20 protein-coding genes are annotated in these 23,161 nt (G+C 67.0%); 8 read left to right on the top strand and 12 right to left on the bottom strand.

Annotated elements, in window-relative coordinates; genetic code table 11:
• Window positions 1-11: 11 nt before the first annotated feature.
• Window positions 12-347, bottom strand: coding sequence for a helix-turn-helix domain-containing protein (locus JVX91_RS18955; protein WP_205335713.1), 336 nt, complete (start codon window positions 345-347; stop codon window positions 12-14).
• Between the two features lie 110 nt (window positions 348-457).
• Here JVX91_RS18955 and gstA point away from each other — a divergent pair, with 110 nt between their 5' ends.
• On the top strand, window positions 458-1,072 hold the full coding sequence (gene gstA / locus JVX91_RS18950) for a glutathione transferase GstA (protein ID WP_205335712.1): 615 nt from the start codon (window positions 458-460) through the stop codon (window positions 1,070-1,072).
• A 16-nt stretch (window positions 1,073-1,088) separates the two neighbouring features.
• Here the strand turns inward: gstA and glgB are convergent, their stop codons facing one another.
• The 6 genes from glgB to JVX91_RS18920 all read right to left on the bottom strand — a co-directional run bounded on the left by glgB (window position 1,089) and on the right by JVX91_RS18920 (window position 10,418).
• Window positions 1,089-3,251, bottom strand: coding sequence for a 1,4-alpha-glucan branching protein GlgB (gene glgB / locus JVX91_RS18945; RefSeq protein WP_205335711.1), 2,163 nt, complete (start codon window positions 3,249-3,251; stop codon window positions 1,089-1,091).
• Window positions 3,248-6,625: a maltose alpha-D-glucosyltransferase gene (gene treS, locus JVX91_RS18940; protein WP_205335710.1), complete on the bottom strand. Its 3,378-nt coding sequence runs from the start codon at window positions 6,623-6,625 to the stop codon at window positions 3,248-3,250. The genes glgB and treS overlap by 4 nt, the downstream gene beginning before the upstream one ends.
• Window positions 6,626-6,642: 17 nt before the next feature.
• Window positions 6,643-8,625, bottom strand: coding sequence for an alpha-1,4-glucan--maltose-1-phosphate maltosyltransferase (locus tag JVX91_RS18935; protein ID WP_205335709.1), 1,983 nt, complete (start codon window positions 8,623-8,625; stop codon window positions 6,643-6,645).
• Window positions 8,626-8,756: 131 nt separating this feature from the next.
• Window positions 8,757-9,608, bottom strand: coding sequence for a Ku protein (locus tag JVX91_RS18930; protein ID WP_205335708.1), 852 nt, complete (start codon window positions 9,606-9,608; stop codon window positions 8,757-8,759).
• Window positions 9,596-9,862, bottom strand: a complete 267-nt coding sequence (locus JVX91_RS18925) for a hypothetical protein (protein WP_205335707.1) — start codon at window positions 9,860-9,862, stop codon at window positions 9,596-9,598. The genes JVX91_RS18930 and JVX91_RS18925 overlap by 13 nt, the downstream gene beginning before the upstream one ends.
• The gene (locus JVX91_RS18920) at window positions 9,852-10,418 is read right to left on the bottom strand and encodes an MgtC/SapB family protein (RefSeq protein WP_240201619.1); all 567 of its coding nucleotides are present in this window, start codon (window positions 10,416-10,418) and stop codon (window positions 9,852-9,854) included. Before JVX91_RS18920 ends, JVX91_RS18925 begins: the two co-directional genes overlap by 11 nt.
• A 194-nt stretch (window positions 10,419-10,612) precedes the next feature.
• On the opposite strand from JVX91_RS18920, the gene JVX91_RS18915 reads away from it, so the two are divergent.
• Complete coding sequence (locus tag JVX91_RS18915) at window positions 10,613-11,017, top strand: hypothetical protein (RefSeq protein ID WP_205335706.1); 405 nt, start codon at window positions 10,613-10,615, stop codon at window positions 11,015-11,017.
• Window positions 11,018-11,022: 5 nt separating this feature from the next.
• On the opposite strand, the gene JVX91_RS18910 is transcribed toward JVX91_RS18915, so the two are convergent.
• On the bottom strand, window positions 11,023-13,482 hold the full coding sequence (locus JVX91_RS18910) for a glycogen/starch/alpha-glucan phosphorylase (protein ID WP_205335705.1): 2,460 nt from the start codon (window positions 13,480-13,482) through the stop codon (window positions 11,023-11,025).
• A 268-nt stretch (window positions 13,483-13,750) separates the two neighbouring features.
• Between JVX91_RS18910 and JVX91_RS18905 the strand changes: the two genes are divergently transcribed.
• Complete coding sequence (locus JVX91_RS18905; protein WP_205335704.1) at window positions 13,751-14,128, top strand: Rho termination factor N-terminal domain-containing protein; 378 nt, start codon at window positions 13,751-13,753, stop codon at window positions 14,126-14,128.
• Between the two features lie 38 nt (window positions 14,129-14,166).
• The gene (locus tag JVX91_RS18900) at window positions 14,167-14,484 is read left to right on the top strand and encodes a DUF883 family protein (protein ID WP_205335703.1); all 318 of its coding nucleotides are present in this window, start codon (window positions 14,167-14,169) and stop codon (window positions 14,482-14,484) included.
• A 46-nt stretch (window positions 14,485-14,530) separates the two neighbouring features.
• On the opposite strand, the gene ligD is transcribed toward JVX91_RS18900, so the two are convergent.
• The 3 genes from ligD to JVX91_RS18885 all read right to left on the bottom strand — a co-directional run bounded on the left by ligD (window position 14,531) and on the right by JVX91_RS18885 (window position 17,892).
• Entirely contained in the window at window positions 14,531-17,077 is a 2,547-nt protein-coding gene (ligD, locus tag JVX91_RS18895; protein WP_205335702.1) for a DNA ligase D, read from the bottom strand.
• Between the two features lie 3 nt (window positions 17,078-17,080).
• Window positions 17,081-17,512, bottom strand: coding sequence for a phosphotransferase system, HPr-related protein (locus JVX91_RS18890; protein ID WP_205335701.1), 432 nt, complete (start codon window positions 17,510-17,512; stop codon window positions 17,081-17,083).
• A gap of 149 nt (window positions 17,513-17,661) precedes the next feature.
• Window positions 17,662-17,892, bottom strand: a complete 231-nt coding sequence (locus tag JVX91_RS18885) for a hypothetical protein (RefSeq protein WP_205335700.1) — start codon at window positions 17,890-17,892, stop codon at window positions 17,662-17,664.
• Window positions 17,893-18,279: 387 nt separating this feature from the next.
• Between JVX91_RS18885 and JVX91_RS18880 the strand changes: the two genes are divergently transcribed.
• Window positions 18,280-18,639: a DUF3509 domain-containing protein gene (locus JVX91_RS18880; RefSeq protein WP_205335699.1), complete on the top strand. Its 360-nt coding sequence runs from the start codon at window positions 18,280-18,282 to the stop codon at window positions 18,637-18,639.
• A 10-nt stretch (window positions 18,640-18,649) separates the two neighbouring features.
• Entirely contained in the window at window positions 18,650-18,802 is a 153-nt protein-coding gene (locus JVX91_RS18875; RefSeq protein ID WP_205335698.1) for a hypothetical protein, read from the top strand.
• Between the two features lie 29 nt (window positions 18,803-18,831).
• Here the strand turns inward: JVX91_RS18875 and JVX91_RS18870 are convergent, their stop codons facing one another.
• Window positions 18,832-19,965 (bottom strand): carboxylate-amine ligase, encoded by a 1,134-nt coding sequence (locus JVX91_RS18870; protein ID WP_205335697.1) that lies wholly within the window; start codon window positions 19,963-19,965, stop codon window positions 18,832-18,834.
• A 246-nt stretch (window positions 19,966-20,211) separates the two neighbouring features.
• Between JVX91_RS18870 and JVX91_RS18865 the strand changes: the two genes are divergently transcribed.
• Together JVX91_RS18865 and JVX91_RS18860 are read left to right on the top strand one after the other, a co-directional pair.
• Window positions 20,212-21,585 (top strand): iron-containing redox enzyme family protein, encoded by a 1,374-nt coding sequence (locus tag JVX91_RS18865; protein WP_205335696.1) that lies wholly within the window; start codon window positions 20,212-20,214, stop codon window positions 21,583-21,585.
• On the top strand, window positions 21,582-22,532 hold the full coding sequence (locus tag JVX91_RS18860) for a class I SAM-dependent methyltransferase (protein WP_205335695.1): 951 nt from the start codon (window positions 21,582-21,584) through the stop codon (window positions 22,530-22,532). Before JVX91_RS18865 ends, JVX91_RS18860 begins: the two co-directional genes overlap by 4 nt.
• Window positions 22,533-23,161 lie beyond the last annotated feature (629 nt).

The raw sequence follows: 23,161 nt of genomic DNA, 5'->3' as shown, positions 1-23,161 counted from the left end.
GCGCCGCAGGATCACTCCGCGTCCTGCGGCTCCGGTCGTGCCTTGAGCCACAGGCCGAAGGTCTTCACCACCTCCACCACCGGCCGCAGCCGTTCGCCATCGTCGCTCAGGCGGTACTCCACGCGCGGCGGCACCTCGGGGTAGACGGTCCGGACGATCAGCCCGGCCTCCTCCAGTGCCCGCAATTCCAGGGTCAGCACGCGCTGGGAAATGTCCGGCATGTCCCGCCGCAACTCGTTGAAGCGCTTGCTGCCGTCGAGCAGGTAGGACACCAGCAGCAAGCGCCAGCGCCCGCCGATCACGCGCATGGCTTCCTCGACCGAACAGCCCGACACGTTCTTCTTCATCAATGCCTTCCCGGTAACCTTTTTGTGCCCCGCGCACAAAAAAGTGCGTTCTTTTGCGCCTGGCCTGGTTGCGGAATACTGGCCGCCCATTCCGAACAGGGCCAGACCCGATGAAACTCTACTTCGCCCCCAACGCCTGCTCCCTCGCTCCCCACATCGTCCTGCGCGAACTGGAACTGCCGTTCACCCCGGTCCGGGTGAACAACCAGACCAAGCGCACGGCCGATGGACGCGACTTCCTCGAGATCAACCCGAAAGGCTACGTGGCGGCGCTGGAACTGGAGGACGGCAACGTGCTCACCGAGGGCGCGGCGATTCTACAGTACCTCGCCGACCTGCGGCCCGAAGCGGGCCTGGCGCCCGCCAATGGCACCCTGCAACGCACGCAGTTGCAGGCGCAGCTGAACTTCATCGGCAGCGAACTGCACGCCGGCATGAGCCCGTTGTTCAGCGAGGCGATTGCAGAACCGGTGAAAGCGCTGCTGCGCGAGAAGCTGGCGAAACGCCTGGGCTTCATGGAGCGCACGCTGAGCGACAGCGGCCATGCATTCGGCGAAGGCTTCAGCATCGCCGACGCCTACCTGTTCACCGTGATGGGCTGGTCGGAGCACTTGCGGGTGGACCTCAGCGCTTTCCCTGCCATTCGCCGGCACCGCGAGACCATCGGCGCGCGCCGCTCGGTGATCGAGGCCCTGCGCGCCGAGGCACAAGCCCCGGCCGTTTGAACGGGGCTGCGCGCCCCTAACCCTCCGGCCGCAGGATAAGGCAGCCCAGCGGCGGCAGGTCCAGCGCCACGGACTGAATCTGTCCATGGGACTCGTGCGGCTCGCTTTCCAGCGAACCGCGGCTACCGGCGCCGGAGCCGCCGAACGTGTCGGCGTCGCTGTTGAGCAGCACCTGCCAGTGCCCGGCGACCGGGACACCGACGCGGTAGTGCGGGCGCGGGATCGGCGTGAAGTTGTGCACCACCAGCAGCGGCGCGCCATCGCCGGCCAGGCGCAACCAGGCGAAGACGCTGTTGCGCTGGTCGTCGCCGATCAACCAGTGGAAGCCCTCCGCGCGGTCGTCCAGGGCGTGCAGCGATGGTTCCTCGTGCAGCAGCCGGTTCAGTTCGCGGATCAGCGCCTGAGTGCCGAAGTGTTCGGCGTAGCGCAGCAGGTACCAGTCCAGTTGCCCGTCGTGATCCCACTCGCGCCACTGGCCGAATTCACACCCCATGAACAGCAGCTTCTTGCCCGGATGGGTCCACATCGTGGCGAGGTACAGGCGCAGGTTGGCGAACTGCTGCCAGCGGTCGCCGGGCATCTTGCCCAGCAGCGAGCCCTTGCCGTGCACTACCTCGTCGTGGGAGATCGGCAGGATGAAGTGTTCGGAGAAGGCATAGAGCAGCCCGAAGGTCAGCTTGTGATGATGGAAGCCACGGTTGATCGGGTCCTCGCGGATATACGCGAGGCTGTCGTGCATCCAGCCCATGTTCCACTTGTAGGCGAACCCCAGCCCGCCTTCCTCGGTGGGCCGGCTCACACCGGGCCAGGCGGTGGATTCCTCGGCGATGACCAGCGCCCCCGGCACTTCGCTGCGCACCACGGCATTGAGATGGCTGAGGAACTCGATGGCCTCCAGGTTTTCCCGGCCGCCGTGGCGGTTGGGAATCCACTCGCCGTCCTTGCGCGAATAGTCGCGGTAGAGCATCGAGGCCACCGCATCCACCCGCAGGCCGTCGACATGGTATTCGCGCAGCCAGTGCAGCGCCGAAGCGAGCATGAAGCCATGCACTTCCGTGCGGCCCAGGTTGTAGATGTAGGTATCCCAGTCCTGGTGGAAGCCCTCGAAGGGGTGCGCGTATTCGTACAGCGCGGTGCCGTCGAAATGCGCCAGGCCGTGGGCATCGGTGGGGAAATGCGCGGGCACCCAATCGAGGATCACGCCGATCCCGGCGCCGTGGCAGCGGTCGACGAAGCGGGCGAAATCCCGTGGACTGCCATAGCGCGCGGTCGGTGCGAACATCGACAGCGGCTGGTAACCCCAGGAGCCACCAAAGGGATACTCCATGATCGGCATCAGCTCGATATGGCTGAATCCCAGGTCACTGACGTAAGGGATCAGCCGGTCGGCCAGTTCGTCCCAGCTCGGCGGCCGATTCTCCACCCACTGCCAGGAGCCGGCGTGCAGCTCGTAGATCGACAGTGGCCGGTCGCTGCGCTGGCGCTCGGGGCGCCGCTGCATCCACTCATGGTCCTGCCATTCGAAGGGCGCAGGGTCGGGCACGCGCGAGCCGGTGGCCGGCGGCATCTCGGTGGCCAGGGCCAGCGGGTCGGCCTTGAGCGGCAGGACGCCGTCGGCGCCGAGCAGCTCGTACTTGTACACTTCGCCCGGTTGCAGGCGGGGGACGAACAGTTCCCAGACCCCGGCCGGGTAGCGCAGGCGCATGACGTGCCGGCGCCCATCCCAGCCGTTGAAATCGCCCACCACCGAAACACGCCGGGCATTCGGTGCCCATACGGCGAAGCGCACGCCGGGCACGCCGTCGATCGTCATCGGCTGCGCGCCCAGGCATTTGCCGAGCTGGCGGTGATTGCCCTCGGCGAACAGGTAGAGGTCGAGTTCGCTGATCGACGGGCCGAAGGCGTACGGGTCCTCGCTGACCTGTTCGTGCTCCGGCCAGTGGATGCGCAACCGGTACGCTGCGCCACTGTCCAGGCGCGCGACGAACAGCCCGCTGGCGTCCACCGGCTGCATGGCGCCGAGGACCTCGTCCTGCGCCGAGAGCAGCTCCACCGCCAGCGCGCCGGGCAGCCAGACGCGCACCAGGCCACCCTCGGCGTCGCGATGCGGCCCGAGGAAGGCAAAGGGGTCGGCGTGATCGGCACGCTGCAGGTGGTCCAGATCGCTGCGCAGGGTCATGTGCGTCCTCCGAGTAGATGTCGGGCCAGTTCGAACAGTCCCTGCAGTGGCACTTCCAGCCAGTCGGGACGATGGCCGGCTTCGTAGAGCACTTCGTAGGCGGCCTTCTCCAGGCTGAACAAGGCGAGTGCCGCGCCCTCGCCTTCGCGTCCATGCCATTCGTGGGGAAGATCGGCCGCCGCCGCGCGATAGGCTTGGAGGAAGGCATCGCGGGATTCGTGACGGTAACGCAAGGCCAGCTCCCCACGGGCCGCCTGCACCTCGGCCGGCGCCTCGGTGCCCTGGGCGCTGCGCAGGGCCATGGCGGCGGCATAGTCGAAGGAGCGCAACACGCCGGTGACGTCCTTCAGCGGACTGTGGCGCTGCCGGCGCTCGGCCAGCGGACGGTTGGGCTCGCCCTCGAAGTCGATCAGGTAGGCGTCGCCCTGCACCACCAGTACCTGCCCCAGGTGCAGGTCGCCGTGAACGCGGATCATCACCCCGCCTTCGGCCAGGCGCGCCAGGTTGCCCACGGTCTGCAGCAGCTCGTCGCGTTGCTCCAGCAGCCAATCGACCATCGCCCGGCCGCGCTCGTCGAAGCTGCCTCGGGTTTCCGCCAGCGCTTGCAGCGCCTGTTCGATCTGCGCGCCGATGCTGCGCGACCAGTTCTCGCTGTCGCTGGCGGCGCTGCGCCGCACGCCGAAGTCCGGCTCGTCGGTGGCCTGTGCCAGCAAGTGATGCATCTCGCCCAGGCGCTGGCCGAGGCGGCCGGCAAACAGGCGCAGCTCTTCCACGACGTCGAACTGCGGATCGGGAGATTCCGCGTTAGGCAGCACGCCATCGCGCATGGCGCGCTCCAACTGGTTCAGCGTCCAGCTCCAGGCATCGCCCTGGTTGCTCAGGTAGCCCTGCAACAGCATCAGCGTGTGCGGCTGGCCGTGTGCGTCGATGCGGCGGACCTCGCCCAGCAGCGGTGCGATGTTGGCGAAGCCGCGCCGACTCAGGTAGCCGCCCATTTCCGCCTCCGGGTGGACGCCGGGGAACACGCGGCGCAACAGCTTGAGCAGCAGGCGATTGCCGATGAGCGCGGAGCTGTTGGACTGGTCGACGCCGAGCACGCGGATATCCGCTTCGTCGTCGATCTCGCTGTAGTGCGTGATGCCCGGCAGCGGCAGGAATTGCAGTTCGCCGGCCGGCCCGTGCAGCGTCGAGGTCTCGCGCAACAGGCGCAGGATCAGGCGGCTGAAGCGCGGCAGGCTGAAGCCGTCGGTGAGCAAGCCGACCCGGCGACCGCGGCGCAAGCGCGCCAGCGCCAGTTGCTGGGGCAGGTCGTGGCCGGCGCTGCCTTTTTCCGGCACGGCGGCCAGGGGCAACTGGTAGTGCTCGGCGCCGTCGGCGCCACTGACCGCGACTTCCGCCAGCATCGGCGCGGCATCGCCGTCTTCCAGCGGCATCGCGTAGAGCAATCGGGCGCTACCGGCATCCAGCGAGCCGCCACCGAACCAGCGGCGCTTGGGCAGATAGCGCGGCAGCGAGTCGCTCTCCAGCAGCTCTCGCGGCGTGCCGTGCATGACCTCCTCCAGGCGCTGGGCGAGGACCAGGGTCGGCAACTCGGGCATGCGCTGCACCGGCTTCACGTGCCAGCTGGGCATCTGCTGGCTGTCGGCCAGATAGAACCAGTAGAAGCCGTAGGGCGGCAGGGTCAGCAGATAGGTCATGCGGCCGATGGGCGGGAACGACGAGCCGCCGAGCATTTCCACCGGCACGCGGCCATCGAAGGCCGAGAGATCCAGTTCCACCGCCTGGGCGGCGCCGGAGAGATTGGCGACGCAGAGAATGCTGTCCTCCTGCGGGCCCTCCTCGCCGTTCCCGCTGCCATTTCCGTTCCCGTTACCGGCGTCCGCCCGGTACTGCCGCAGGTAGGCGAGGATGCGCCGGTTGAGCGGCGACAGCATGGTGATGCTGCCGCGCCCGAAGGCTTTCTGCTGCTTGCGCACGCCGAGCATGCGGCGCATCCAGTTGAGCAACGAATGTGGATCGCGTGCCTGGGCCTCGACATTGACGCTCTGGTAGCCGTACAGCGAATCGAGGATCGGCGGCAGCACCAGGCTGGCCGGGTCGGCGCGGGAGAACCCGCCGTTGCGGTCCATCGACCACTGCATGGGCGTGCGCACGCCATCGCGGTCGCCGAGGTAGATGTTGTCGCCCATGCCAATCTCGTCGCCGTAGTACAGGGTCGGCGTGCCGGGCATGGACAGCAGCAGGCTGTTGAGCAGCTCGATGCGCCGCCGGTCGCGTTCCACCAGCGGTGCCAGGCGTCGGCGGATGCCCAGGTTGATGCGCGCGCGCCGGTCGGCGGCGTAGTAGTTCCAGAGGTAGTCGCGCTCGTCGTCGGTGACCATTTCCAGGGTCAGCTCATCGTGGTTGCGCAGGAAGATCGCCCATTGGCAGTTGTCCGGGATCGACGGCGTCTGGCGCAGGATGTCGGTGATCGGGAAGCGGTCTTCCTGGGCGATGGCCATGTACATGCGCGGCATCAGCGGGAAGTGGAAGGCCATGTGGCATTCGTCCCCCGGCCCGCCTTCCGGCCCGGTGGCGCCGAAATAGGGCCGGGTGTCCTCCGGCCACTGGTTGGCCTCGGCCAGCAGCATGCGGTCCGGATAGTGCGCATCCAGCTCGGCGCGGATGCGCTTGAGCACCACGTGGGTCTCGGGAAGGTTCTCGTTGTTGGTGCCGTCGCGCTCGATCAGGTAGGGAATGGCATCCAGGCGCAGGCCGTCGACACCCATGTCCAGCCAGTAGCGCATCACCCCGAGCACGGCGCGCAGCACTTGCGGGTTGTCGAAATTGAGGTCCGGCTGGTGCGAATAGAAACGGTGCCAGAAGTATTGCCCGGCCACCGGGTCCCAGGTCCAGTTGGACTGCTCGCTGTCGATGAAGATGATCCGCGTCTGGTCGTACTTGCTGTCATCGTCGGACCAGACATACCAGTTGCGTGCCTGCGAGCCCTTCTTCGCCCGCCGCGCACGCTGGAACCACGGATGCTGGTCGGAGGTGTGGTTGATCACCAGCTCGGTGATTACCCGCAGGCCGCGCTGGTGCGCCGCGTCGATGAAGCGCCGGGCATCGGCCAGGGTGCCGTAGTCGGGGTGCACGCCCTTGTACATGGCGATGTCGTAGCCGTCGTCGCGCCGTGGCGAGGGGTAGAACGGCAGCAGCCAGAGGGTGTTCACACCCAGCTCGGCGATGTAGTCCAGCTTCTCCATCAGCCCGCGAAAATCGCCGATGCCATCGTTGTTGGCATCGAAGAAGGACTTCACGTGCAGTTGGTAGATGACCGCATCCTTGTACCAGAGCGGGTCATCGAGAAAGGGGCGGGTCTTGCGCTTGGCCATGGTCGCGCTCCTGGAAGTCATTGCTCGGGATGCAGGCGCCAGATGCCAAATGGCAGGTGCCAAGGCTCGATGCGCATCCACTGGCGCTTGCCGTGCCAGGTCCAGCGGTGCCCATTCATCAGGTCTTCGCCGCCCATGGCCGCGTCATCGGGCAGGCCGAATTCCCACAGCGGCAGCTCGAAGTCCGCCTCCTGGGCGTGCTCCGGGTCGAGGCTGACCGCCACCAGGATGAAATTGGCCAGGTCGGCGGTGCGCTTGCCGAACAACAGGATGTTGTCGTTGAACACGGGGTAGGCCTGGAAGCCCAGGTGGCTGTGCAACGCCGGATTTTCCCGGCGGATACGGTTGAGCCGGGTGATCTCGCCGACGATATTGCCGGGCGCGTGGTAGTCGCGCTGGCGCAGCTGGTACTTCTCGGAGTCGAAGTACTCTTCCTTGCCCGGCACCGGCTCCGCCTCGCACAGCTCGAACCCCGAATACATGCCCCACAGCCCGGACCCCATGGTGGCCAGCGCCGCACGGATGAGGAAACCGGCGCGCCCGGAGCGCTGCAGGAAGTACGGATTGATGTCCGGCGTGTTGACGAAGAAGTTCGGCCGATAACAGTCGCGCAGCGGCGGCTCGTTCAGCTCGGTGAGGTACTCCTCCAGCTCCGCCTTGGTGTTGCGCCAGGTGAAGTAGGTGTAGCTCTGGCTGAAGCCGACCTTGCCCAGCCGCGCCATCATCGCCGGGCGAGTGAAGGCCTCGGCGAGGAAGATCACCTGCGGGTGTTCACGGCGCACCTCGGCGATCAGCCACTCCCAGAACGGCAACGGCTTGGTGTGCGGGTTGTCGACGCGGAACAGGTTGACGCCCTGCTCCACCCAGCCCAGCACCACCCGCAGCAACCCCAGCCAGAGGTCGGGGATGGCGTCGGGCGCATAGAAGTCGACGTTGACGATGTCCTCGTATTTCTTCGGCGGGTTTTCCGCGTGGCGAATGCTGCCGTCGGCGCGCCAGCTGAACCAGCCGGGATGCTCGCGCAGCCAGGGATGGTCGGGGGAGCACTGGATGGCGAAGTCGAGTGCGATCTCCAGCCCGTGCTCGCGGGCAGCGTCCACCAGTTCGCGGAAGTCCTCCAGGGTGCCCAATTGCGGGTGCACCGCCTCGTGCCCGCCCTCCTCGCCGCCGATGGCATAGGGGCTGCCGGGATCGTCCGGGCCCGCCTGCAGGCTGTTGTTGCGGCCCTTGCGGTGGGTGCGGCCGATGGGGTGGATGGGAGGAAAATAGAGGACGTCGAAGCCCATGGCGGCGATGTCCGGCAGGCGCCGGTGCACGTCGGCAAAGGTGCCGTGCCGACCCTCGACGGGGCTTTCCGAACGGGGAAACAGTTCGTACCAGCTGGCGAACTCGGCCAGCTCGCGTTCCACGTCCAGCTCGAAGGTCAGGCTGCGGGTGAGGTGCGGCCGGTGCTCGGCGCGCTGCATGACATCCAGGGTGCGCGGCGCCATGAACAGCGCGAAGCGCGCCGCGCGCTCCTCCTGCTGCTGCAGGTCGCGGACGATCTGCGCCAGCTCCGCTTCACAGTCCACCGGCGCGTTCAGCAGGACGTCGCGCAGCAACTCGATGCCTTCGCGGAACTCCAGGTCGACCACCTGCCCGGCGGCGTACTTCTTCTCCAGGTCGTGGCGGAAGCTGGCATAGCTGTCGATCCACGCCAGCACGACAAATTCGCTGCGGCCGACGCGGGTGGGCGCAATGTGCGCTTCCCAGTGATCGTTGCCCAGCGGCTGCATCGGCACTTTCTGCCAGGGGCTGCCCTTGCCTTCGCGCCAGGCCACTTCGGCCGCCAGGCGGTCATGGCCATCACTGAAGATGCGCGCGTGAATGCGCGAGGGGCGATTGCGCAGCGCCTTGGCGGCAAAACGCCCACTTTCCAGACGCGGTTCCACGTCTTCGATCACGACCCGCGCCTCATTGGCGGCGGCTTCGGCCCTGTCTGCCGGATTCTCCCGTTCCATCGCGGCGCCCTCCTCGCTGCGGTGGGCACGCACTGGGCGTGCCGCTCGAATGGATTGCTCGCTACAGGGATTGGGAACGACGACGCTGGCGCAAGTTCAGGCTAATTGCGCCAGCGGTCTGCAGACGATGCTCAGGACGTCTTGCGCTTGGGCGCGGGCTTGTCCGTACCGGCACCTTTGGCCGGAGCGCCTTTCTTGCCGTCGCCCTTGAGGCTGCGCTTGAGCAGCTCGGTGAGGTCGATGATGTCGGCGCCCTCGCCGCTGCCCTTGGCCTCCACCTGCGGTACTTCGGCCAGCTTGCCCTTGGCCGCCTTCTGCTCGACCAGGCGATGGATTTCCTCGCTGAAGCTGTCCTCGTAGTCCTCCGGCTGCCAGCTGCCGCTCATGTCCTTGACCAAGCGTTCGGCCATCTCCGCCTCGCGCTTGTCCAGCTTGACCTTGCCCAGGGCCAGCGGCAGCTCGTCGACGTCGCGTACGTCCGCCGGCCAGCGCAGGGTCATCAGCAGGATCGCGTCACCCTCCTCGCGCAGCATCGCCAGGTGCTGGCGGCTGTGCATCACCAATTGGCAGACAGCGGCCTTGGCGGTTTTCTTCAAGGTGTCGCGCAGCAGCACGTAGACCTTCTCGCCGCGCTTTTCCGGCGTCAGGTAATAGGGCGAGTCGTAGAACGCCACGGGAATCTCGCTGCGTTCGATGAACTGCAGGATGTCGATGGTCTGGGTCGCCTCCGGGCGCGCCGTGCGGATTTCCTCTTCGCTGAGCACCACGTAGCGGCCCTTTTCCAGCTCCACGCCCTTGACGATATGTTCCTTGGGCACCTCCTTGCCGGTCACCTTGTTCACCCGCTTGTAGCCGACCGGCTCCATGCTGCGGTCGTCCAGCCAGTCGAAATCGGTGCCGCTGCTGCGCGATGCGCTGTTGAGCGCCACCGGGATGTGCACCAGGCCGAAGCTGATGGCGCCTTTCCAGATCACACGGGCCATGGGCAGTCCTCCTGCAGTGTCACGCCATCGTCGAAATGCACGCGGCCTTCGCTATCGATATCGCACACCCGTTCGAGCATGCGCTGGGCCTGCGCTTCCGCCTCAGCGGCCGAGCGGCTGCCCGGCGAGTAGACCCACAGCACCTCGACCGGCGCACCCTCGCGGGTGACCTGGTACTCGATCAGGCCGGTGTAGCAACCCGCCTCGGCCATGGCATCGGTCCAGGCGCAGGCGTGGGGAAATTCACGGAACATCGCGGTCCTCCCGCTGTTCGTTGGGGCGGCCTTGCAGCTGGTTGCGTTCCAGTTTGTTGTCTTCCAGTTCGTTGCGTTCCGGCTGGTTGCGTTCGAGCCAGCGCGGCAGCATGTGCAGGACCAGCAGCGCGAGCAGCGTGCCGAGCACCGCCGTGGCGGAATGCCCGAGACCGACGCTGATGCCGATGGCCGTGCTCAGCCAAAGCCCGGCGGCGGTGGTCAGGCCCTTGACCTCCGAGACCCGGCCGCCCTTGAGGATGGTGCCGGCGCAGAGAAAGCCGATGCCGGCGGCGATCCCCTGGATCACCCGGCTGACCGCATCGTGCTGCGCGCCGCCTTCGCCGATCGCCATCACGAACAACGCCGCGCCCAGCGTCACCAGCATGTGCGTGCGCAGTCCGGCGGCCTTGCCCTGGCTTTCCCGCTCGTAACCCAGCACGCCGCCCAGCGCCACGGCCAGGGACAGGCGCAGCGACGCGCGGGTGATCTGCTCCACGTCGTTCAGATCGGAAAACTCGGCCACCAGCGTGGCCCAGATGCGTTCCAGCGTATCCATGGCGGGCTCCACAATCCCTCTTAAGGGTGCAGACCCGCCGGCCAGCGAATTGGTTTGCTGTATTTCCGCGTCGAGTCAACCGCTCGGCGGAAAATCCCCGGAAACGTCGCGCAACTCGCGCCGGCCGTGGTCCATCACTCAACCCCCGGCTGTCCGCGCGCCGGGTACCGTTTCACCCGCACAGGAGACCACGGATGAGCGTCGATCCCGAGAGTTTCGCCAACGAGTACCAGAGCGCCCTGTTGGAGGTGGCCCTGCCAGCCTTCGCACGGGCCAGCGAATTCGCCCGCGAACACGGCCTGGAGTGCAGCGTGGAGCTCCTGGAAGGCCGCCGGGACCTGCCGGAGCTGACCCTCAAGGTCCGCCATTCCTGCCACGCAGCGGAGTGCGTCTGCCGCATCAGCGCCGACCCGCGCACCCAGCGCCTGTGCCACGAGAACCGCTGCGGCGACAGTGATGGCGATGTGCAGCAGGTGATCGGCTCGCTCGCCTCGCTCAACGAAATGGTGCTCGATACGCGCCTGCTGGCGTTCTTCCAGAGCTCGTTCGCCCTGCACCTGGACTACGCCTCCAGCCGCCACGCCGGAGGCTTCTGGTAGCGCCGTCAGTCGTTGCCCGGCGGCACCTTCCAGATGTCATTCGCGTACTCGCGGATGGTGCGGTCCGATGAGAACCAGCCGACCCGTGCGGTATTGAGCATAGAGGCTTTCCACCAGCGGGCCGGCTTGCGCCAGAGCTGCTCGACCTTCTCCTGGGCGTCCCAGTAGGCATCGAAGTCGGCGCAGACGAGGAAGCGGTCGTCGTGACGCAGGCCGTCCACCAGAGCGGTGTAGCGCTGCGGATCGTCCGGCGAGAAGACCCCGGAACTGATCGCCAGCAGCGCCTCTTGCAGGCGCGGCGAGGCGGCGATCTCGTGGTGCATCGCGAGGTCGCCGGCACGCTTGCGCGCCTCCACCTGCTTGGCCTTGAGGCCGAAGATGAACATGTTCTCCGCGCCGATGCGTTCGCACATCTCCACGTTGGCGCCATCCAGGGTGCCGATGGTCAGCGCGCCATTGAGCGCGAACTTCATGTTGCTGGTGCCGGAGGCCTCCAGGCCAGCGGTGGAAATCTGCTCCGAGAGGTCGGCGGCCGGGATGATCGATTCCGCCAGGCTGACGTTGTAGTTGGGGATGAACACCACCTTCAGCCGCCCGCGCACCGTCGGATCGCCATTGACCATGCGACTGATGTCGTTGGCCAGCTTGATGATCAACTTGGCCACGGTGTAGCTCGGTGCGGCCTTGCCGGCGAAGATCTTCACCCGTGGCACGCGATCGGTGGTCGGGTCATTGCGGATGTCCTGGTACAGCGCCACGGTGTGCAGCAGGTTGAGCAACTGCCGCTTGTACTCGTGGATGCGCTTGACGTGCACATCGAACAGCGCATCCGGATCGACCCGCACGCCCAGACGTTCCTCGATGAGTGCCGCCAGGCGTTCCTTGGCGTTGCGCCGTTGCTGGGCGAAGCGCTGTCGCACCGAGGATTTCTCCGCGAGGCTGGCCAGTTCGGGCAGGCACTTCTCGGGAGCGTCCAGCACTTCGTCACCAAGGTTCTCCACCAGCAGGCGGGTCAGCTCGGGGTTGGTCTGGAACAGCCAGCGGCGGAAGGTCACGCCATTGGTCTTGTTGCTGATGCGCTCCGGGTAGAGCCGGTGCAGGTCGCGGAACACGGTCTCGCGCATCAGGTCGGTGTGCAGCGCCGAGACGCCGTTGACGCTGTGCGAGCCGAGGAATGCCAGGTTGCCCATGCGCACCCGGCGGCCATGGTCTTCTTCGATCAGCGACACCGAGCGCAACAGGGCGAAGTCATGGATGTCCTTGGCCCGCAGCGCATCGATGTGGAAGGCGTTGATCAGGTAGATGATCTGCATGTGCCGTGGCAGCAGGCGCTCCATCAGGCCCACCGGCCAGGATTCCAGCGCCTCGGGCAGCAGCGTGTGGTTGGTGTAGGACAGGGTCGCCACGGTCAGCGTCCAGGCGTCTTCCCAATCCAGGCTGCGTTCGTCCAGCAGCAGGCGCATCAGCTCGGCGACGGCGATGGCCGGGTGGGTATCGTTGAGCTGGATGGCGACCCGCTCGGGCAGGCCGAATACGTCCTCGCCCTTGCCCAGGTGGCGCTGCATCAGGTCCTGCAGCGAGGCGCTGACGAAGAAGTATTCCTGGCGCAGGCGCAGTTCCTGGCCGGCTTCGGTGCTGTCCGCCGGATACAGCACCCGCGAGATGCTCTCCGCGCGCACGGTGTCGGCGACGGCGCCCAGGTGATCGCCGGCATTGAAGCGGTCCAGGCGCAGGGTTTCCTCGGCGCGGGCGCGCCACAGCCGTAGGGTATTCACGCTGGCCGCGCGCCAGCCCACTACCGGCATGTCATAGGCCACCGAGCGCACGCGCTCCGCTGGTTCCCAGCGTTGCCGCTCCACGCCGTGGGCGTCGGGCTCGCTGTACACGCTGCCGCCGAAGCCGACGCTGAAGCTGCACTCGGGCCGCTCGAACTCCCAGGGGTTGCCGAAATCCAGCCAGGTCTCGGTGTGTTCCTGCTGCCAGCCATCGCCGATCACCTGCTTGAACAGGCCGTGTTCGTAGCGGATGCCGTAGCCGTGGGCGGGAATGTCGAGGGTCGCCATGCTCTCCATGAAGCACGCCGCGAGCCGTCCGAGGCCGCCGTTGCCCAGGGCCGCGTCGGGCTCCAGCAGGCGGATGCGCTCCAGGTCCACGCCAAGTTCCGACAGCGCCTGGCGCGCCACCTCCAGCAACCCGAGGTTGCTCAGGTTGTCGATCAGCAAACGCCCGATGAGGAACTCCAGCGACAGGTAGTAGACGTGCTTGCGATCGCTGCGGTCGATGGCGCGGGTGGTCTCTTCCCAGTTGTCCACCTGGTACTTGCGCGCGGCCAGGGCCACGGCTTCGAACCAGTCGTGGTCGTAGGCTTCGGCGGGGTCCTTGCCCACGGCGTAGCGCAGGCGGGTGAGCACGGCGTGCTTGAAGGTTTCGACTTCCGACTGATCGGGAACGCTGTCCAGGGCCATTGCCGTCTCCTGTGATGGTCGCGAAAACCTGGGGATTGCCGGGCACGCCCCGACCAGTTGACCCGGCCGCGACATGCCCCAGTGCATCTGTCCTCAGCGAAAACGATGAGTTCAGACCTTTTCCCCTGGCGGCAGGGCCCGTTCATCAGAATCGCTGAACGCTCAGCGACGAGCGGTTTCTCCCGAATAGAACCTGCCCGGCGGAGTGGTTGCGCATGCGCGTCGCCATGCCGGGCGGAGAACGACCAGCAGCCACAGGAGAACCGCCATGCCACGGGGTAGCAAAGACAAGTACACCGACAAGCAGAAGCGCAAGGCCGAGCACATCGAGGAAAGCTACGAGGAACGCGGCGTTTCCAAGGGCGAAGCGGAGGCCCGTGCCTGGGCCACGGTGAACAAGCAATCCGGCGGCGGCGAACGCACCGGCGGCTCCGGCCAGAAGAAAAGCGCGACCGCCAAGAGCGCGGCGCGCAAAGCCTCGGCGCGCCGCGCGGTGGCCACCAAGCAGGGCGTGCCGCGCCCCGACCCGTCGCTGGAGTCGATGACCAAGGCGGAACTGCTCAACCGCGCCCGCACCCGCCACATCGCCGGACGCTCGGGCATGCGCAAGCAGCAGCTGATCGATGCGCTGCGCACGGCGTCCTGAAACCCCACACGCATTCACCCAACCACAAGGAGACACCCATGGGCAGCTACCGATGGTTCCCCACCTCCCGCAACAGCGGCATAGAAGAACTGCAATCCCTGGTGAACGACCTGGAAAGCCTGCTGGCCAGCGGCCGCGATATGGCCGCCGAGGACCTGCCGGCGTTCAAGGCGAAACTGCGGGATCTCGTGGATGAAAGCCGCGAGACCAGCCAGCATCTCGTCCAGCGCGGTCGTCGCGCGGTTCGGGCCAGCGGCGAATACGTCGGCGAGCATCCCTGGCAGACCGCCGCGATCCTGGCCGCTGCCGCCGGCGTGCTCGCCGCGGCCTGTGCGTTGAGCCGCTACCAGCGCTGATCCCGGCGCGGTGGGCGGCGGTCAGGGCCGCCGCCCACCGTCATCGCTACTTCCCGAGCTGCTCGCGCATCGTGCGGGTCAGACGCTGCCGGGTCTTGGCCCAGTCCGCCCAGGGATCGGTGGCAGCCAGGCGTTCGTCGACAGTGGCGATGGTCCACTGGTTGGCGCCCTTGAGTCCGGGCAGTTCGTCACGACTGATCGGCACCGACACCGGCAAGCCCTCCCGCGCACGCACCGACCACACGCAGACGGTGCTGGCACCACGGCTGTTGCGCAGGTAGTCGATGAAGATCCTGCCCACCCGATTCTTCGGCCCGGATACGGCGCTGAAGCGATCCGGCATCAACTGCGCCATGTGTTTGCCGATCGCGTGGGCGAAGTCCTTCACCTCGTCCCAGTCATGCCGGCGCTGCAGCGGCACCAGGATGTGCATGCCCTTGCCGCCGCTGGTCTTGAGGAAGGCCGCCAGCCCCAGTTCATCGAGCAACGTCAGGGCCAGCTGGGTGGCCTCGATCATCCGTTGCCAGGGCAGCGCCGGGTCCGGGTCCAGGTCGAGGACAAAACGGTCGGGTTTCTCCAGGTCATCGATGGCGGCATTCCAGGTGTGCAATTCCAACGCCCCCATCTGCGCCGCACCCACCAGCCCCTTGGCCGAAGCGATGCGCAGCAGCGGCGCGTGGCCGGGGTCGAGTACCGGGTCGAGCTGCTCCGCGCCGGGGATTTCGGTCCGTGAGGCGTGGCGCTGGAAGAACTGCTCGCCGACGACGCCGTCCGGGGCGCGGACCAGCGACACCGGCCGGTCGGCCAGCCATGGCAGCATGCGTTCGGCGGCTTTGGCGTAGTAGCGCGCGGCGTCGATCTTGCGCAGCCCGCTGGCCGGATCGATCACCCGCTCGGGATGGGTAATGGTCACACCTTCCAGGGTATTGCCGAGCGCGGTCGCAGCGCCGGACTTGACGGTCTTCCCCGTGGCGGCGGCCTTCTTCGGCTTCTCCTCGACGATGGCTTCGGCCGGCTTGTCGCTGCGCAGGCCATGGAACACCGCCTGGCGCACCAGGCCTTCGCGGGTCATCTCGGCGAACGCCACTTCGCACACCAGCTCCGGGCGCAACCAGGTCACGCCCCTGGCGTCGGCGCCCGTTGGCGGTTGCGCCAGCGGGCAGGTCTTGCGCCGCAGCGGTTCGAGCTGCTGGTGGATGGCCTTCAGGCTCGCCGCGCTGAAACCGGTGCCGACCTTCCCGGCGTAGCGCAGGTCTCCGTCGGCGCCGTGCAGCCCGAGCAGCAACGCGCCGAAATGCGAGCGCGAACCCTTGGGCTCGCTGTAGCCGACGATGACGAACTCCTGGCGGCGCTTGCACTTGAGCTTGATCCAGTCGCTGGAACGTTTCTCCACGTAGACACTGCCGGCGCGCTTGCCGATCAGCCCTTCCAGGCCCAGGCGACAAGCGCTGTCGAGAATGCTGCGTGGATCGTCGCTGAAGTCTTCGGAGTAGCGCAGACGTTCGTTGTGGTTGCCGCGCAATGCCTTCTGCAAGGCGCCGCGCCGCTCTTCCAACGGCGTGTTCCGGTAGTCCACGCCATCGAGCCAGAGCAGGTCGAACAGGGTGTAGTGGATGTCGCTGGAGAGCTGGGCATCGAAGGCATTCTGCAAGCGCTGGAAGTCCGGTCGGCCCTCCTCGTCCATCACCAGTATCTCGCCATCCAGCCAGGCGGACTCGAGCGGCAGCCCGGCCAGTGCCTCGCACAGCTCCGGCAGTTTCTTCGACCAGTCGTGGCCATTGCGCGTCAGCAGCTTGACCTTGCCGGCGTCGATGCGCGCGAGAAGGCGATAGCCGTCGATCTTGATCTCATAGCGCCAGTCGCCGGGCGGCGGCGCGTCCACCAGGGTGGCGAGTTGCGGGGACAGCGCAGCGGGCAGCCTGGCCTTGCCCGCCTTGTTCGCTGTAGCTGACTTCGCCTTCGCGGTTTTCTTCACCGTCCCAGCCGATGCTGCCGGCGTGCCGGCCTTGGCTTCGCTGGGCAGCGGCTGCCCGCTGACCACGCTCAGCGGTGCCTCGTTGAGGATGTCGAAGCGTGGGTAATCCCGCGCCTCGGCATCACGCCCCTTGATCAGGAACCACTGCGGCTGGCGGCCGGCCATACGGGTGCGGACCAGGTTCCAGCTGCCGGCCAGCTTGCTGCCGTCGAGACGGAACTTCAGGTGCCCGCTCTTCAGTCCCTGGTGCGGATCACCGATGGGTGTCCAGCGCCCCTCGTCCCAGACGATGACGTCCCCGGCGCCATAGTGCCCTTCGGGGATATGCCCTTCGAAGCGCGCATAGTCCAGCGGGTGATCTTCCACTTCGATGGCCAGGCGCTTCACGCTCGGGTCCAGGCACGGGCCCTTTGGCACCGCCCAGCTCTTGAGCACGCCATCCAGCTCCAGGCGGAAGTCATAGTGCAGGTGGCTGGCGTCGTGCTTCTGCACCACGAAGGCATGCTCCCCGGCGTGGCTAGCCGGCGCGGCGCCACTGGGTTCCGGCGTGCCGCTGAAGTCGCGCTTGCGGGCGTACTCGCCCAACAGGCTGGCGCTCGCGGCCTGCGCGCGAGCCATGGGTCACTGCTCCTCGTCGGGGTCGGATTCGTCCCAGGGCTTGCCGTCCAGCGGATGCACACGCCCCTCCTCCGCCTCGTCGAGGCCGCCGCCCGCGCCGATCTCGCTGCCACGGACAATGCGCAGGTCGCGATCCGCCGGCCGGGCGTCGGCCGGATCGAGCGGGGATTCGGTGCCGTCCTCGTCGATCAGCGTCTCCGGCGCCAGGTCATCCATGCTCACGCCATCCTCCACGGCGCTGTCGCCCAGCGTCTCGCCGCCGGTAAGGCCCATTTCGCGACGCCGCTTCGCGGGAAACTCGCGCTCCACGTCCTCCGGCGAGCGCTCGTCGCCGATACGGCCTTCGGGTTCTTTCTCGAAGTCCAGTTCGCGCACGCTGCCCATGCGGTCTTCGGTGTCGTCGATTTCGATGTGCTGCTGGCGAGGTTCGGTCATGGCGACGTTCTCCTGTGCAATGGTTTACCGGTGCAATGGTTCACCGATGCAATGGTTCACCGGTGCATTCAGCCGGTTGAGCCAAAGCACGGCGCAGGAGTTCAGGTTTTTCGCCGATGGGTCGTGGCATCGCGCCACGCCGCGGGAGACTACTGGTCGATGAAGCTGTTGATCAGCTCCATGCCGAGGCTACGTACACGGATCGCGGTGGACAGCTCGTTGCCGTGGATGCCGACCACCGTGGTGCGCGGCATCGCCGCCAACTGGCTGCCCAGGCTGATGGAGTAGCGGCCGCCGGCTTCCCGGCAGCAAGAAAAGCTGAACAGCGGATAGGCTTCGTGCAGTACGGCCTCCACGTCCAGGCGTCGGAATTGCGTCATGGCCACCTCCCTTCCCAGCCTCCACCCTAGCCCGCGTGCACAGGAGCGAAATGGTGGCCATTCGCCCGGCGGCCACGCCCAGCGCCGGTGATCGTGCCAATAGCCAGTCACCGTACGGCGCGCTGTCGGGCGTGGCTCCACACCATCGCCGGGGATTTCGGACGGAAGGTCGCCCATCCACCGCCGCCCCCGCGCCCGTGCAATATCCAGCCCGTTTGCCGCGCAACCTTGCAGATTGCTCATGTCCATGGGCCAGCACGTTTCGCGGAATGCCAGCAATTACAACCTGTTAAGCCGATGAGACAGTTTCTCCCGACCTGGAACGGCTGATGCAACGTTCCCTGCTCCAGCCGCCCTTGGCTTCAACCACCCCTGGGAGGGAATTCCATGTCCAGCTGCCGCGACACTGCCATCGAACATCTGAGCAACCTGTTCACCGACTATCGCCCGCAATTCGTCGGCCGCCCCGACGGCACCCTGCTGATCAATCTGCGCAACGCATCCGGCAAGCGTCTGATGTCCCGCGTCATCCAGCAGGAGGAACAGCGCAATGGCGTGCTGCTGAACAACTTGGTCGAACGTATTCGCCGCGACCTGATGACCATCGAGGGCCCGCTGGAGGAAGACAACGTCGACTGGTTCCTCAAACGCATCGAGTTGCAGACCTTCGTCCCGGTGAACCCGACGCATCGGCCACGCAAGGTGGTGGTGGCCGGCTCGCGCCTGCGGGCGATGGCTGGAAAGTGAGGGCATCTCCATGAAGACCCCACACGACACCCCCGATCCGGACCCGAAAGTGACCCGCGAAGAGGCCCTGGAGGAGCTGGTCGACATCGAACCGGAGGACAGCCGGCAGGAGCCACACCTGTCCGCCGCCCACCAGGACGGCCTGAACGACGGGTCGCAATAAGAGAGAAAACGTACCCCCGGCGGCCGCCGTCAGTCCGAGTAGTCGGGTGGCCGCCGGTTCTCCACCATCAGGTGCCGCGCCACCGCGCGCAGGGCGTCACGCTCCGAACCACCCCTCCGGCATACCTGCCGATAGACCGCCCGCTGGCGCTCGGCACTGTTGCCCTCCTCGATGATCTTCGCTGCCCAGTCGAATACCCGTTCGCCCTCCGCGTCGAGAAACGCCGAGCAGGCCCTGCGCGCCATCGCCAGCCACCCCGACGCGGTCACCAGGTGGTCGTCCTCCACCAGGAAGCGCGCCGCGCATCCGTGTCGTCTCGCCTGCCAGAAGTTCTCCGCGAGCAGCGCCCGTTGCCAATGGCAATCATCTGGATCCTTCGCCTCGCCGGCCTGTGCCACCAACAGGCGAAACAGGCCCGCGATGCACAGCACATCGTCGATGCGTGGGCAGGCATCGGTGATCCGTAACTCCAGCGTCGGATAGCGCGCCGACGGGCGCAGAAACCACCACGCATGCCCGGGCTCGCCCATCAGGCCGTATTGCAGCAGCAGGCCGACATAACGCTGCCAGGCCGCCTCCCCGGTGAAGTACGGCGGCACGCCCATGCGCGGCCACTCGCCGCACAGTGACTGGCGATAGCTGGCCAACCCGGTATCGCGTCCGCCCCAGAAAGGCGACGAACCGCTCAGCGCCAGCAGCAACGGCAACCAGGGCAGCACGCGGTTCATCAGTTTCACGCGATCCACGCCCTTCGCCTCGGCATGCACGTGCAACCCGCTGAGCAGGCTTTGCCGCGCCACCTGGCCTTCCTCGACGAACAGCTGGCGGTAGCGAGGCCGGTAGGCCGGCGCCTGGCGATGCAGGCGCGTGAACGGATGGGCGGCAACGCAGAGCGTTTCCAGACCATGGCTGCGGGCGATCACGCGCAGGCGCTGGCGGCGGTCGGCGAGGAAGGCGGCGGCCGAGTGCAGGTTCCGCAGCACCGGGCTCACCAGTTCGTACTGGCACTCGAAGAGTTCCTCCGCCACCTCGTCGCCGAGCACACCACGGCAGGCATGGGAAAACCCCAGGGGGACGGCTCGGCTGAGGTCCAGGCTGTCGGCATCGATCAGGAAGAACTCTTCCTCTATGCCGAAGCGGGGAAGCGTGGCGCGGGCAGGCATGGCGGACCTCGCTCGGTGGATAGCCGTAGGACGCGGCGCAGCCGGACACCGTTCAGTCTTTCGCAGCATGAGAGGCGCAGACAGGCGCCTCGTCACTTGGTTGAAACCTTTGCCTGGAGGCTCACTCGCAAGAGAAAGAGCGCGACTCTTTTCCCGAGAGCGATCTCTTTTCCCGAGAGCGATTCCCCCGAGAGGGTCCGTGAGATCGTTTTCCCACGAGCCATCGGCCAACACGAGGATCACCGCATGACACTGCCAGCATCCCGCAATGCAGCGACCTCGTACCGCGAGCACTGCGCCACCCGCGATCTCTATAACGCCCTGCTGCGTTCACCGGAACGTCATCTGGAGGCAGCGGCCGAGTTTCTCGAAGGCCACCTGCAGGCCCGGGATAACGGCGAGGACGACCTGCCCGCCGATCCCCAGCGCTGGCCGGACTGGCTCGCCAACCGTGCCGAACGAAGCGCTTCGGCCTACGCCGACTACCTGCGCGAACGTCGCGAAGGTGCGCCGCGCCGGCACTTCCATAGTCGTGCCCACGCCCTTCATTTTCTCCAGGCGGTGGCGCCCACCAAGCGGGTCGACGGCGCCTGGCTCCACGGCATCCTGCATCACTGGAGCGACCCGCGCCTGCTGCCGCTGGTGCACACCTGCCTGGAAGAACTGGGCCATGGCATTCCCGCGCGCAACCACGTGCTGATCTACCAGCGTTTGCTCGACAGCCTGGGCTGCGATGCGCCGCTCGAACTGAGCGATGCGCATTATCTGCAAGGCGCCCTGCAGTTGGCGCTGGGCTATCTGGCGGACGATTACCTACCCGAAGTGCTCGGCTACAACCTTGGCTACGAAGTACCGCCGCTGCACCTGATGATCACCAGCTACGAGCTGCGCGAGCTGGGCATCGACCCCGAGTATTTCCGCCTGCACGTGACCATCGACAACGCCGCCAGCGGCCATGGACGCAAGGCTCTGCAAGCGCTGACCGCCTTCCTGCCCCAGGTAGCCGACGTGGAGCACTTCCTGCACCGCGCCCACCGGGGCTATCGGCTGAACGACGCGGGGCTCTCCAACCGGCAGATTCTCGACGGCTTCGACCTGCACGGCGAGGTTATCGCCATGCTCGAACGCAAGCGCCCCTTCGCCCAGCAGATGCATGACGACCGCGCCCGTATCGGCGGGCAGACCGTCAACCAGTGGCTTGCCGTACCGGGGCGGATGGGCGAGTTCCTCGCCGCACTGGAACGCCAGGGCTGGATCAAGCGCCATCAGGCTCCCGTTCACAGCCGCCTGTGGAACCTGGTGGCAGGCGACAAGGCGGCGATGTTCGGTGTGTTCACCCCCTACGAGCGGCAGTTGCTGCATGACTGGATCGCCGGCGACTGGAGCGAACCTGCCGCGCGCAACCCCTGGCGCGGCAACGACAAGGGCGCCGCCGATGCTGCGCCGGCGCGCTCGGAGTTCGCCGCCGAGGAACGCGCCCTGCTCAACGAGCTGTCCACCCTTGCGCCACGCAGCCGCCTGCACCGCCTGGTCGCCCTGATGGCGCCCCACAGCCACTGGACGCCCGCCGGGCTGCTGGCGACCCGCATCTACACCGACAAACTGGGAATCGAACCATGACCACCTTTTTCGACACGCGCTTGCAGGCCCTGGTCTCCCTGGGCCAGGAACTGCGGGCGCAGGACTATCGCTTCACCACCGTCACCCCGGCGACCCACGCGCGGGTCAATGCGCGTCCGGGCAACCACGTCGCCGGCGACCTGCAGGGCGTGTTCGGCTGGAGCCGCAACTTTCCAGACACCGTGATCAGCGAGCGCATGCTCGCCCTGCTGGAAGCCGGCGGCCTGCTGCAACGCCAGGACAGCCAGTGGCGCAGCGCGGTGCGCTGGTCGAGTCTGGACGGCGAGCTATTCGCTCACTCCGCCTATCCCACCGTGGAAACCGACTCGGTGTTCTTCGGCCCCGACACGTACCGCTTTGCCCATGCGCTGCACCAGCATTTCCAGATTGAGGAAAGCGGTCCGGTGCGCCGCGCGGTGGATATCGGCTGCGGCGCCGGACCCGGCGCCATCCTCATCGCCCAAGCCTATCCGCAGGCGGAAGTCATCGCCGTGGACATCAATCCGCGCGCCCTGGACTTCACCCGCGCCAATGCACGACTGGCTGGCGTGGAGGACTTGCAGATCCGCCAGAGCAACCTGCTCGACGGCGTTAGCGGCCAGTTCGACCTGATCGTCGCCAATCCGCCCTATCTGCTCGATCCCGATGAGCGAACCTATCGCCACGGCGGTGGCGAGTTCGGCGACGGCCTGTCGTTGCGCATCGTCGAAACGGCCCTGGCACGCCTGAACGTGGGCGGTCACCTGCTGCTCTACACCGGCGCCGCGGTGATCGACGGCGAAGCGCCGCTACGCCGCCGCGTGGCTGCGCTGCTGGCAGGCCGGGCGGTGAGCTGGCGGTATGAAGAAATGGACCCGGACGTGTTCGGCGAGGAGCTGGAGAGTTCGGCGTACCAGCAGGCGGAGCGGATTGCGGCGGTGACGCTGACGGTGAAGAGGCTCGGCTGAGGCGCTGGGGCGGAACTGCGCAGCGGGCCTGCGGCTGGCCTCCTCCAGGTTATGCGGCCAACAGTCCGCCGGACGCAAGACGTATCGGCGCCAGGTCTTCCCCCTCACCCCAGCCCTCTCCCTCAGGAGAGGGGGCCGTTCGGTGCGCGGGGAGGGTTTGGTGTCAGCAGGCGAGCGCAGGACGTTCGGCGAACTCGGCACGGTTCTCTCTTCCGCGTGCGGGTGCGGCGGTGACGGTGAAGTGGCTCGGCTGAGGCGCTGACGCGGAACTGCGCAGCGGGCCTGCGGCTGGCCTGCTCCACGTTATGCACCTCACAGTCCGCCGGACGCAGGATGTATCGGCGACAGGTCTTCCCCTCACCCCAGCCCTCTCCCTCAGAAGAGGGAGCCGTTCGGTGCGCGTGGAGGGTTTGCTGTCAGCCGGCGAGCACAGGAGGTTCAGCGAACTCGGCACGGTTCCCTCTCCTGCGTGCGGGTGCGGCGGTGACGGTGACGGTGACGGTGACGGTGAAGAGGCTCGGCTGAGGCGCTGGGGCGGAACTGCGCGGCGGGCCTGCAGCGGGTCTGTTTCAGGTTATGCACTCCACAGTTCGCCGGCCGCAGGATGTATCGGCGTCAGGCCTTCCCCT

This window comes from Pseudomonas sp. PDNC002, from assembly GCF_016919445.1.
In the GTDB taxonomy this organism is placed as follows: Bacteria; Pseudomonadota; Gammaproteobacteria; order Pseudomonadales; family Pseudomonadaceae; genus Pseudomonas.
This window is presented reverse-complemented; position numbering and strand designations above follow the sequence as displayed.

What these genes read in the sequence shown, in the direction of transcription:
- JVX91_RS18915 (WP_205335706.1), top strand. Translation starts at nt 10,613, where the DNA reads ATGAGCGTCGATCCCGAGAGTTTCGCCAACGAGTACCAGAGCGCCCTG.
- JVX91_RS18925 (WP_205335707.1), bottom strand. Translation starts at nt 9,862, where the DNA reads ATGTTCCGTGAATTTCCCCACGCCTGCGCCTGGACCGATGCCATGGCC.
- JVX91_RS18930 (WP_205335708.1), bottom strand. Translation starts at nt 9,608, where the DNA reads ATGGCCCGTGTGATCTGGAAAGGCGCCATCAGCTTCGGCCTGGTGCAC.
- JVX91_RS18885 (WP_205335700.1), bottom strand. Translation starts at nt 17,892, where the DNA reads ATGACGCAATTCCGACGCCTGGACGTGGAGGCCGTACTGCACGAAGCC.
- JVX91_RS18865 (WP_205335696.1), top strand. Translation starts at nt 20,212, where the DNA reads ATGACACTGCCAGCATCCCGCAATGCAGCGACCTCGTACCGCGAGCAC.
- JVX91_RS18880 (WP_205335699.1), top strand. Translation starts at nt 18,280, where the DNA reads ATGTCCAGCTGCCGCGACACTGCCATCGAACATCTGAGCAACCTGTTC.
- JVX91_RS18890 (WP_205335701.1), bottom strand. Translation starts at nt 17,512, where the DNA reads ATGACCGAACCTCGCCAGCAGCACATCGAAATCGACGACACCGAAGAC.
- JVX91_RS18955 (WP_205335713.1), bottom strand. Translation starts at nt 347, where the DNA reads ATGAAGAAGAACGTGTCGGGCTGTTCGGTCGAGGAAGCCATGCGCGTG.
- JVX91_RS18860 (WP_205335695.1), top strand. Translation starts at nt 21,582, where the DNA reads ATGACCACCTTTTTCGACACGCGCTTGCAGGCCCTGGTCTCCCTGGGC.
- JVX91_RS18875 (WP_205335698.1), top strand. Translation starts at nt 18,650, where the DNA reads ATGAAGACCCCACACGACACCCCCGATCCGGACCCGAAAGTGACCCGC.
- JVX91_RS18900 (WP_205335703.1), top strand. Translation starts at nt 14,167, where the DNA reads ATGGGCAGCTACCGATGGTTCCCCACCTCCCGCAACAGCGGCATAGAA.
- gstA (WP_205335712.1), top strand. Translation starts at nt 458, where the DNA reads ATGAAACTCTACTTCGCCCCCAACGCCTGCTCCCTCGCTCCCCACATC.
- glgB (WP_205335711.1), bottom strand. Translation starts at nt 3,251, where the DNA reads ATGACCCTGCGCAGCGATCTGGACCACCTGCAGCGTGCCGATCACGCC.
- treS (WP_205335710.1), bottom strand. Translation starts at nt 6,625, where the DNA reads ATGGCCAAGCGCAAGACCCGCCCCTTTCTCGATGACCCGCTCTGGTAC.
- JVX91_RS18935 (WP_205335709.1), bottom strand. Translation starts at nt 8,625, where the DNA reads ATGGAACGGGAGAATCCGGCAGACAGGGCCGAAGCCGCCGCCAATGAG.
- JVX91_RS18905 (WP_205335704.1), top strand. Translation starts at nt 13,751, where the DNA reads ATGCCACGGGGTAGCAAAGACAAGTACACCGACAAGCAGAAGCGCAAG.
- JVX91_RS18870 (WP_205335697.1), bottom strand. Translation starts at nt 19,965, where the DNA reads ATGCCTGCCCGCGCCACGCTTCCCCGCTTCGGCATAGAGGAAGAGTTC.
- JVX91_RS18910 (WP_205335705.1), bottom strand. Translation starts at nt 13,482, where the DNA reads ATGGCCCTGGACAGCGTTCCCGATCAGTCGGAAGTCGAAACCTTCAAG.
- JVX91_RS18920 (WP_240201619.1), bottom strand. Translation starts at nt 10,418, where the DNA reads ATGGATACGCTGGAACGCATCTGGGCCACGCTGGTGGCCGAGTTTTCC.
- ligD (WP_205335702.1), bottom strand. Translation starts at nt 17,077, where the DNA reads ATGGCTCGCGCGCAGGCCGCGAGCGCCAGCCTGTTGGGCGAGTACGCC.